The sequence below is a fragment of the Vibrio sp. 10N.261.55.A7 genome, from assembly GCF_002877365.1.
GTDB lineage: Bacteria > Pseudomonadota > Gammaproteobacteria > Enterobacterales > Vibrionaceae > Vibrio.
Window position 1 is genome coordinate 1 of record NZ_MCWZ01000077.1, and the last position, 10375, is coordinate 10375.

A 10375-nucleotide genomic window follows, 5' to 3' on the forward strand; every position below is an offset into this window, starting at 1 on the left:
GTTCAATAGCAAAGGCACGATCGCTTTTTTCGGTAAGTTTAAGTCCTGCACTGATGTGTAACGTCTTCATAGATATTCCCTTTTGATGGTGTTGCGTGCAGAAAAGAATAGATAATTCCATTAATTATTTATATGGTTAATAAATGAATTGATAATTCCATAAATGAAATCATGTTTGACGACATCGCACTCTTTATTCACATTGTCCAAGCGCAGGGATTGGCTGGCGCCGCAAAGAAACTGAATGTGCCGCCTGCCACGGTCACTCGGCGTTTGCAGAAGCTGGAACAACGCCTTGGTTGCCAGCTGATACATCGGTCAGCACGACAATTTCAGCTCACGTCGGATGGGGAAGTGTACTTTGATTCGTACAATGGGCTCGTGAATGAGTTTGAATCAATGTCGACAGAGCTCAGCTCTGAAACGAAGTCACTCCAAGGCGAGCTCACGGTGTTGGCGCCGACCAATATATCGATTGGTTACCTGCAACCCATGTGGTCTGAATTCATTGCTAAATACCCACAGATTCAGTTGAACCTTAAACTCAATAATGACAATAAAGACATGGCCGAAGAGCGCGCCGATTTGGCCTTAAGGATTGGCCCGCAGCGAGATTCTGAGCTTTATCAAGTCGGTGTGGGTGCCATTCCTACCTATCTCGTTGCCTCACCAAAGTATCTAGAACGCAGTGCGCCATTAGCGCAATTACAAGACATAGCGGATCATCAATGCATCATGGTTTCTCATTTGAGTTCTTGGTCACTGATGCACGTTACGTCGAAAAAAGAAGTGACGATTCATCAGAAAGCGTCGCTGAAGGTGGACGATATTAATATTGCGAGTCAGTTTGCCAAAGATGGCCACGGACTTGCTCTGTTACCAGCGACCGAGGTGCTGAAATATCTAGACAGCGGTGAGCTGGTTATGCCATTACCGCAGTGGCAAGGGCCTAGCAGAGATCTGTATTTAATCTGGCCAAGTGGCAAGTTGTTAGGGGCCAAAGCACGCTGTCTGAAAGAGTATATTCAGCAGTACTTAGTCAAAGCGTTAGAGATTTAAGGAAAACTGAGGAAAAGGTAGATGGGTTGCAACGATTGAAGAATTGAAACCCAGAATGAGCTTAAGCGCTTGGTTTGCTGATGGCATCCAGTTGTAGAACGGGCGCTGCATCAATGTCTTCTGCGTTCATCATAGCGGAGACGCGCTGCATTGAAGAGAGCAGTAGGCTTTGTTCCCACGCTTCTAGGTTTTGGAACTTGGTGACGAAGCTGTCTTGCAAAGGTTTCGGTGCGTTGCTAAGCAGTTCTGCGCCTTTTTCTGTCAGGTTTGCATGCACTTTACGTCGATCGGATTCACTGCGCACACGTTGAACGTAGCCATTTTGTTCTAAACGATCGATGATCGTTGTCGTGGTGGCTTGGCTTACGTTGGTGTGATTGGACAGCTCTTTAATGGTGACGTTGCCCATTTCCTTAATCGCACGCATCAAAATTAGCTGAGGACCCGTCAAGCCATATTCTTTGCTGAGTTTCTTTGAGTGTAAGTCGATAGCCCGAATGATTTGGCGGATAGCGACTAGAATTTCATCATGATTTTCCAAGTGACGGACCTTTATCTAAATACTGTGCTGTAAATGGAAGGATTACTTCGTTATTTTTCCGCATTGTACTGATGTTCGCACTATTCTCAATCTTTTCTAAACCACAGTGAACGTGCTATTTGCCAATTCTGTTAGTTAGGTGGCTTTTTCGCCTAAATTATTGCCCGAATCCAAGAATGAGGAGGCGATTGTCCTCCTCATTTTTAGATTGTCTTTTTGTGGCTAGGCACTCTCTCTGTTTATCCGATCATGCTGCATGATGACTTGGTTGATCACCTTGTTGGCGGTGAGCCGCGCCGTTTTTAAAATTGCCGACCAACGCATTATAAAATTCACTGTCGTCAAGGATACCGACCAGCTGATTGTCTTCGACCAGTAGAATAGGATAGCGGCTGAGCTGCTTGAGTTTAATGGCATCTCGCATCCCAATTTCAGGGCTAGCCATGACGACCGTAGAAGCATCAATATTGTTTAAGTCATCGTTTGATTCATCCCAACTCACGAGAGATAGCGTAGGTTCATCAGAAATCTGGACGGCATCGTGATGTTGTTTCACCCACAAATCTTTTGCATGGCAGATCTGCAAACGCTCTTCATCTTGCTTTAACGCACCTAAAGGCTGCATCAATGAGCGACCTTTCAATACGTTCAGTGGGTTGGTGTGAGCTACAAAGTCTTTCACGTATTCCGTTTTTGGTGATAATACAATCTCTTCCGGCTTACCGTGCTGAATGAGTTTCCCCGACTCCATGATGGCAATGTTGTTGCCAATTTTTAGTGCTTCGTCTAAGTCGTGACTGACAAATAAAATGGTCTTGTTCAGTTTGCTTTGCAGCTGAAGAAGCTCGTCTTGAAGCTGAGCACGAATCAGTGGATCTAGGGCCGAAAAGGGTTCGTCCATGAGTAGGATGTCGGTATCCATGGCAAAGGCGCGGGCAAGCCCAACACGCTGCTGCATACCGCCTGACAGCTCATGTGGGAATTTGTTCGCCCACTCAGACAATCCAACCATATCGATTTGCTCATGCGCTTTCATGCGGCGCTCTGATTTAGACATGCCTTGCATCTCTAACCCAAATGCCACGTTATCCAGTACCGATAACCAGGGCATCAGAGCAAATTTTTGAAACACCATCGACACGCGATTCGTGCGTAAGTGGCGCAATGTCGATTCATCGCAGTTGGCTAAGTCTACTTGTTTCTCACCGTCTTTGATCTCTAGAGAGCCTCGGCTTATTTCGTTCAAACCGTTAACGGCGCGAAGTAGGCTTGATTTCCCAGAGCCAGACAGCCCCATCAATACGCAAATCTCGCCTTCTTTAACAGACAGCGACACATTGTCGACGCCGACCACTTGGCCTGTTTCATCAATGATCTCTTGGCGCATTTTTCCTTGGTCGAGCAGGTTGAGCGCTAGCGCGGGTTTGTCGCCAAACACCACATCGAGGTTTTTTATGGTGATGGCGTCTTTCACGTGATGATCAAAAGTCTCGGTATTCATGATTAAGCGTCCTTTTGATTGGGTGTTTTGCATAGGCGATCAAGGATCATGGCAACCAGAACGATGGCTAAACCGGCCTCAAAGCCTTGAGAAATATTCACGGTATTCAGTGCACGAACCACGGGTTTACCGAGGCCGTCAGCGCCAACGAGTGCGGCGATCACCACCATCGAGAGTGACAACATAATGCACTGGGTCACGCCGGCCATAATGCTAGGCAGGGCGGCTGGAAGTTCTACTTTTAACAGCAGCTTCATTTTGCTGGCACCAAAGGCTTTGCCCGCTTCAATGAGTTCTTCTGGCACTTTAATGATGCCGAGGTAAGTCAGACGAATGGGCGCGGCAATGGCGAAAATGATGGTTGAAATCAAACCCGGAACGATGCCGAGTCCGAACAATACGAGAGTCGGTATTAAGTACACAAAGGTTGGGACCGTTTGCATCAAATCAAGAATGGGGCGCAGCGCGGTGTAGAGCCATGGTCGGTGTGCGGCCATGATGCCTACGGGAACGCCAATCAGAACAGACAGTGTGGTGGCAGCGAAGACAAGGACGAAGGTCTCGAGCATTTCTTGCCAATAGCCCAGATTGAGAATAATGAGAAGTGCGGCTACCACGAAAATCACAAGAGACGGTTTACGATGCAGAAACCAAGCAATAGCGGCAGTGATTAAAATGGGCAACGCAGGCGGCATCCATTTGAAAATATCGACCAGAAATAGAATGACGGTCTCTAAGAAGATGGAAATAGCGTCAAAAAAACCAGCGGCATTAATGGTTAACCAGTCGACTCCGGTTTCCATCCATTGACCAACAGGGATTTTGTTTTCAGTAATAAAATTCACTTCATTGCCTTACGGTTTGTTTGTGCAAACGGCCAGATTGAGAGCCGTTAGTTTGAGAAATTCGCCTGTTTGTTCACTTGAACTAAACAGGCGGTATCGAGCATTCTCAATATTGATTGTGTTACCACGGTGGTAACGAGCGTTGATAAAGGTGGGCCTAAACCCACCTTCGTTTTCAACGTATTTATGCTTTGACTTGCTTCAGGTACTCGGTTACTGATTGAGTCGCGGCTTCACCTTGACGGGTAGTGACATCTTTCAACCAAGCTTCCACTTGTTGTGGGTTGTTGTTCAGCCATTTCTGCGCCGCTTTCTCTGGTTGCACGTTTTGGTTCAAAATTGCTTCCATCAATTCGTTTTCCATCTCTAGAGAGAATTCTAGATTTTGAAGTAATTGACCCACGTTGTGACACTCAGATAAGTAGTTCGCTCGCACATTGGTGTAGACATTTGCTCCACCGTAGTTCGGGCCAAAGAAGTCGTCGCCGCCGTCTAGATATTCCATTTCAACGTTGCTGTTCATTGGGTGAGGTGCCCAGCCAAGGTAAACGATCCACTGGTTGCGACGTGTTGCGCGTGATACCTGTGACACCATGCCGGCTTCGCTTGACTCTACGAGGCTGAAGTCTTTCAGGCCAAACGCGTCAGAATCGATCATGTCTTGGATCAGGCGGTTACCGTCGTTACCCGGTTCAATGCCGTAGATGCGGTCCTTAAACTTGTCGGCGTGCTTGACGAGATCCGCAAAGCTTTGTACACCCGCGTCGTACACGTATTTTGGCACGGCTAACGTGTATTTGGCGCCTTCGAGGTTGGCACGTACGGTTTCAACGGTGCCCGCTTCGCGATACTTAGCAATATCGCCTTCCATGGTTGGCATCCAGTTACCCAAGAAAACATCGATGTCGCCATTGGCCAATGAAGAGTAAGTCACAGGTACAGAAAGCAGGTCCGTTTTGGTTTGGTAACCTAGGCCCTTTAGAAGCTCGGTTGTGACCGCTGTGGTTGCGGTGATATCTGTCCATCCCACATCAGCAAATCGCACGTTCTCGCACTGTTGGCCTTCAAGTGATTGACTGGCGTACGCATTGAACGCAAGTGAGCTGATAGCAAGTGTGGCAAGTGTCTTTTTCATGGTTGGCATAGTGATTCCTTTTGATCGTTCCTTGAAACTGTTTTCCAGTTCCTTAATGTGTCTGTATGTATCGTAATGACTGACTTTATGTTGTTTATCGTTGTTCCATTTCTTATTCTGTTACTCATTAAATCTGTTACTTTCTAAATCTGTTACTTACTAATTAGGCTGTTCAGGCTCTCTTAGTGGTGAATGGATTCGTTGTTTTTCTTGCCATTCTGGCGCTATCCAAACTGGCACGTCTTGTGGTTTGAGCATCGGCTTTTCGAGGATCATGTCAGCTGCGCGCTCGGCGACCATAATCGTGGGTGCATTGAGGTTGCCATTTGGAATGGTTGGGAAGACGGACGAATCCACGACGCGCAATTGGTTTACACCGCGTACTTTGCACTGCGCATCAAGAACGGCCATTGGATCGTTGTCTGCCCCTATTTTGCAGCCGCAAGAGGGGTGATAGGCGCTTTCCACGTTCTCTTTGACCCAGCGATCAATGTCTTCGTCTGAGGTGATGTCGATGCCTGGCTGAATCTCTTCCCCACGAAAAGCATCCATTGCGGGTTGCGAGAGAATTTCTCGTGTTAGGCGAATGCAGTCGCGCCAGTCTTGGCGATCTTGTTCGGTTGAGATGTAGTTGAAAACAATGCTTGGCTCAGAGTGTGGATCCGAGGAGGTAATGGAGACCGTGCCGCGACTCTCTGGCTTGTTTGGCCCAACGTGCACTTGAAAGCCATGACCATCAAAGGCGGCTTGACCATCGTAACGCATGGCGGCAGGCAAGAAGTGATATTGGATATTGGGCCACTTGAGCCCTTTACGAGAGCGGATAAAGGCGCACGATTCAAAGTGATTGGTTGCGCCTAGGCCTTGACGAGTCAATAGCCACTGCGCGCCAATCATACCCTTGCTCACAAGGTCGAGCTTACCATTGAGAGTGATTTTCTTTTTGCAGTGATATTGAAAGTACACTTCTAGATGATCTTGTAGGTTTTCACCGACACCAGGGAGATCATGTTTCAATTCAACTCCGGCCTTTTCAAGCACCGATTTAGGTCCAATACCAGAGTGTTGAAGCAATTGCACTGAACCTATCGATCCCGCGCTTGAAATGACCTCTTTGTTGGCGCGCACCTGTGTGATCTTACCTGATTTCTCAATCTCAACGCCAACGGCGGTATAACTGTTGGTGCACTTCAAATCATCAGAGCTTGGTTCAAGCAGCACTTTACGAGTGACCACACCTTTCACCAATGTCAGGTTTGATCGCTTTAACGCGCGGCGAAGATAAGCGTTCGCAGTGGACGCTCGAACGCCATTTTCAACCGTCATATGCATAGGGCCAAAGCCTTCTTGCTGATAACCGTTGTAGTCGTCAGTTTTAGGGTAACCCGCTTCTTTACCCGAATCGATAAAGGCCTGGTATAGAGGGTTTAGCTCCATTTCATTGCCGCCGCACGTGCCCAATGGGCCTTCGCCGCCTCGGTATTGGTCAGCGCCTTGGTTCCAGGTTTCTGCGCGTCGAAAGTAAGGCAAGCACGCTTGGTAATTCCACCCGGTCGCGCCGTGTTCTTCCCACTCGTCAAAATCGCAGGCGTGACCACGAACGTACACCATGCCATTGATAGAAGAGCTGCCGCCGAGCACCTTGCCTCGTGGGCAGTGCAGTTGTCGGCCATCAAGACCTGACTCTTGCTTGGTTTCAAATTGCCAGGTGTATTTGTCGGTATTCATTGGGTACGACAGCGCGGTCGGCATTTGAATAAAAATGCTCTTGTCGCTGCCGCCTGCTTCCAATAGTAATACGCTGTATTGGCCGCTTTCCGTTAGCCTATCGGCTAATACGCAGCCGGCCGAACCCGCACCGACGATAATATAATCGTAGCGTTGTTGCATGTTGTGTCTCCGTGATAGTTCGCCTTGGCGCTTCGATTTAAGCCAAGGCGAATTTTATGCGCTATGCATAAGGGCTGGCGTAGTCGCCTAGCTCGATAAGAATGCTTTTTGTCTGCGTGTAGTGCGTTAAGGTTTCAGGCCCGTTTTCACGGCCAATCCCTGAGTCTTTGTAACCGCCTACTGGCATCTCTGCTGGAGAATCGCCCCACGTGTTGACCCAACAGATGCCCGCTTGCATTTGGTGGATGACTCGGTGAGCGCGAGAAAGATTTTGAGTGAAGATACCCGCGGCTAAGCCATAGCGTGTGTCGTTGGCGCGGCGAATGACGTCGTCTTCGTCGCTGAATTTAAGCACCGACATGACAGGGCCAAAGATCTCTTGCTGCACGTGCGGCATGTCGTCTTCGCAATCGACAAAGACGGTCGGAATAACAAAGTTGCCCTTGTCTAGCCCATTCTCAGTGACTTGGTAGCCCCCGGTCAGCAAGGTCGCGCCTGATTGCTTGGCTTGCTCAATGGCACTCAGTACTTTTGTCAGGTGATCTTTGGAGATCAGCGCTCCGATCTGTGTCTCGATCTGTGTTGGATCGCCAACAATCAGTTTTTCCGTACGATCTTTGAGTTGAGCGATGAATTCGTCGTAGATGTTTTCGTGCACAAATACACGCGTTCCGTTGGTGCAGACTTCGCCTTGCGTGTAGAAATTGGCAACCATTGACGCTGAGACCGCATCGTTCAACTTGGCGTCATCGAATACGATCATCGGTGATTTTCCACCCAGCTCCATGGTGACGCTCTTGAGTGTTTTCGCACTGTCAGCCATGACTGCTTTTCCCGTGCCGGTTTCGCCGGTAAATGACACTTTCGCAATATCAGGATGAGCGGTCAGCATTTGGCCGACACGATAGTCGCCCTGAACCACGTTAAACACGCCATCTGGCAGGCCAGCTTCGGTGAAGATTTCAGCCAGTTTCAGCGCCGTTAATGGGGTTTCTTCTGAGGGTTTGAAAATCATCGCGTTACCTGCGGCGAGCGCGGGTGCAGATTTCCACATGGCGATTTGCATTGGGTAGTTCCATGCGCCAATACCCGCACAGATACCAAGTGGTTCACGGCGCGTATAGAAAAATTGGCTGTCGCTGAGTGGTTGCTGTTCGCCCTGCATTGATGGCACAAGGCCTGCAAAGTATTCAATCACATCCGCGCCAGAGGCAATATCGACCTCAATGGCTTCTTGCAAAGGTTTGCCGGTATCCGCCACTTCTAATTCAGCGAGTTCATTATTTCGAGCTCTAAGTATATCGACGGCTTTAAGTAAGATACGACTGCGTTCTGTGGCCGACATCGCTGACCAAACGGCGAATCCGCGTTTGGCTGATTCGATGGCGGTATCGACATCTTGTGATGACGCTTGTCCAAGCGTTGCAATGACCTGACCCGTGGCTGGGTTGATGCTATCGAAGGTTTCACCAGACGTTGTCGGTGCACTTTGGCCATCGATATAGGAAGAGTGGATAGTCGAAGAATTCATTTCCATGTGAAGATTAAACTCAGTCTTAATTATTGGGAGTGTGTGATGTTCTGGTATAAAACGTGAGTTGTTTTTCCAGATAATCATTGATGATTGCGCGCGCCTTCTTTGCATCGATCCCGTCCGGGTTCAATGTGCCTCTTAGCCAAATACCATCGACAAGCGATGCGATGCCATGGGCAACCAATTCAGCTTGGTCTTTGTCGAGTAGTGCCTTGAGCTCTATTTTAAGATGCGACAACAAGCGTTTCTCGTTGACGCGTTGTAAGCGCTTAAGTTGAGCGTCATGCATTGAATAAGACCAGAAGGCTAACCATGTTTTGGCTACCTTGTTCTCGGCTTGGTAACCCTCAAAGTTACCACTGATGATCGCATTGATTCTTTGTTGGTGGGCGTCAATAGGCAGGGCTTGTAGTAACGATCCAATTGTATTGGAGTGCTGGCGCAGGATCGCTCGCATCGTCTCTTCGAGCAGCCCATGCTTACCGCCGAAATAGTGATTAATGATTCCAGTCGATACGCCCGCCTCTTTACTAATCAGAGCGATACTCGCCGCGTGTAATCCCACACGATCTATCACGGCCATTGTGGCATTGACGAGCTGCGGTTTGCGTATGTCAGGCATCCCAACCTTGGGCATTTCAAGTCCTTTTTATTTTTTATTGAACGTTCAATTAATAATAAAATGACAGATTATTCATTAGAGTTCAAACTATTATTTGTAAGCTTTAGGGTGGTTCGAAAAGCTAAAATGATGATTTTTCATTGATAAACAAGTGGTTGTATCTTCAATAGTGTTTATTGATAGAGGTGTAAAGATTTGAGCTGTGATGTTTATTGGTCGAAGCTTTCTGTCTTTAGAGCGTATCGAACAGTTTATTCTGGGCATGGTCGTTGAAGGTAAGGCGGTAACAAAAGTAGAGCGGGGTGGTCAAAACGTGGGCACAAAAAAACGCAGCCTGCGCTGCGCTTCGATAAAGCCTTTTCAGTGAAAGACTCAGTGAAAAAATTCGGTTGAGCCAGAGCCGAAATTAGTTGAATTCGTAGGTGTAAGAGATACCCACTCGGTTATTCTGGCCAAAGTCGTCTTCAGCAAAAACGCCGAAGAAGTTGAAGGATTGCGCGTCGGTGAGTTTGTGACTCAGTCCTGCACCAGTCCAGTAGCCAGAGTAGTCGTCAGAGCCCATTGAACCGCCACCGAAAGCCATGAATGACCATTTTTCATTGAGTGCTTTTAGCCCGAATGCGCCGAGATAACCACCGTGTGAGGTAAATCGAGTCGTCACGTAGTTATTGCCATCATCCACTTCTTCCCCTCCAATTTCGCCATCGTTGTAGTTGTAGCCAGCCATTGGAAAGAGTTGCCATCCGTACGGTGTGAAATCGAAATAGCTGAGCGGTACAAACGTTCCGACGCTGTAGTTATTTCTATAACCATCATAATCGTATTCTGAACGGCTGAAGTTAAAATTAACAATGCCTAGTGGTAATAGCCAAGAGCCACCAAGACGCCACTCATTGCCGTCCGCTTTTATGTGCGCGTTGACCATTCTCGCTTCATCAAGGCCGATTGACCCTGACAACTGTAGGCCATCAACGTAGGAAACACCGGCTTTGGTGACGATTTTGGTTGGGTCTTCATGGTGCTTTTCTTCTTCAGCTTGCACTGCAAATGCACAAGCGCTCAGCGTGATTGCTGACAGTAGGAATTTGTTCATTATTTTAACTTAACAAGTGAGGGTTATACCCATACATTGGGTACGGGTGTGGATACTATCATTGGTCATGTTGCCAGTACCATTGATGGAGCTAGGCTAAATATTTCCGGATACTTCAACTATCAGTTAATCAGAATTTATTAATAGCTTACGCA

The 10375-nt window shown here is 47.8% G+C and carries 10 protein-coding genes; 2 read left to right on the forward strand and 8 right to left on the reverse strand.

Annotated elements, in window-relative coordinates; all coding sequences use genetic code 11:
* The first annotated feature begins 171 nt into the window (after positions 1–171).
* Positions 172–1059, forward strand: a complete 888-nt coding sequence (locus BCU12_RS06015) for a LysR family transcriptional regulator (protein ID WP_102403447.1) — start codon at positions 172–174, stop codon at positions 1057–1059.
* Between the two features lie 61 nt (positions 1060–1120).
* Here BCU12_RS06015 and BCU12_RS06020 read toward each other — a convergent pair whose 3' ends face one another.
* The 7 genes from BCU12_RS06020 to betI form a co-directional block, all read right to left on the reverse strand.
* The gene (locus tag BCU12_RS06020; RefSeq protein ID WP_102403448.1) at positions 1121–1600 is read right to left on the reverse strand and encodes a MarR family transcriptional regulator; all 480 of its coding nucleotides are present in this window, start codon (positions 1598–1600) and stop codon (positions 1121–1123) included.
* Between the two features lie 247 nt (positions 1601–1847).
* Entirely contained in the window at positions 1848–3101 is a 1254-nt protein-coding gene (gene choV / locus BCU12_RS06025) for a choline ABC transporter ATP-binding protein (RefSeq protein WP_102403449.1), read from the reverse strand.
* A gap of 2 nt (positions 3102–3103) precedes the next feature.
* Positions 3104–3946, reverse strand: coding sequence for a choline ABC transporter permease subunit (choW, locus tag BCU12_RS06030; RefSeq protein ID WP_102403450.1), 843 nt, complete (start codon positions 3944–3946; stop codon positions 3104–3106).
* Positions 3947–4130: 184 nt separating this feature from the next.
* Complete coding sequence (locus BCU12_RS06035; RefSeq protein ID WP_102403451.1) at positions 4131–5090, reverse strand: choline ABC transporter substrate-binding protein; 960 nt, start codon at positions 5088–5090, stop codon at positions 4131–4133.
* Positions 5091–5240: 150 nt separating this feature from the next.
* Positions 5241–6971 (reverse strand): choline dehydrogenase, encoded by a 1731-nt coding sequence (gene betA, locus BCU12_RS06040; protein WP_102403452.1) that lies wholly within the window; start codon positions 6969–6971, stop codon positions 5241–5243.
* 61 nt (positions 6972–7032) lie between these two features.
* Positions 7033–8508: a betaine-aldehyde dehydrogenase gene (betB, locus tag BCU12_RS06045; RefSeq protein ID WP_102403453.1), complete on the reverse strand. Its 1476-nt coding sequence runs from the start codon at positions 8506–8508 to the stop codon at positions 7033–7035.
* A 19-nt stretch (positions 8509–8527) separates the two neighbouring features.
* On the reverse strand, positions 8528–9142 hold the full coding sequence (betI, locus tag BCU12_RS06050; protein WP_102403454.1) for a transcriptional regulator BetI: 615 nt from the start codon (positions 9140–9142) through the stop codon (positions 8528–8530).
* Between the two features lie 190 nt (positions 9143–9332).
* Here betI and BCU12_RS23210 point away from each other — a divergent pair, with 190 nt between their 5' ends.
* Positions 9333–9494 (forward strand): hypothetical protein, encoded by a 162-nt coding sequence (locus tag BCU12_RS23210; RefSeq protein WP_157939858.1) that lies wholly within the window; start codon positions 9333–9335, stop codon positions 9492–9494.
* A 39-nt stretch (positions 9495–9533) separates the two neighbouring features.
* Here BCU12_RS23210 and BCU12_RS06055 read toward each other — a convergent pair whose 3' ends face one another.
* Positions 9534–10220: a hypothetical protein gene (locus BCU12_RS06055; RefSeq protein ID WP_102403455.1), complete on the reverse strand. Its 687-nt coding sequence runs from the start codon at positions 10218–10220 to the stop codon at positions 9534–9536.
* Positions 10221–10375 lie beyond the last annotated feature (155 nt).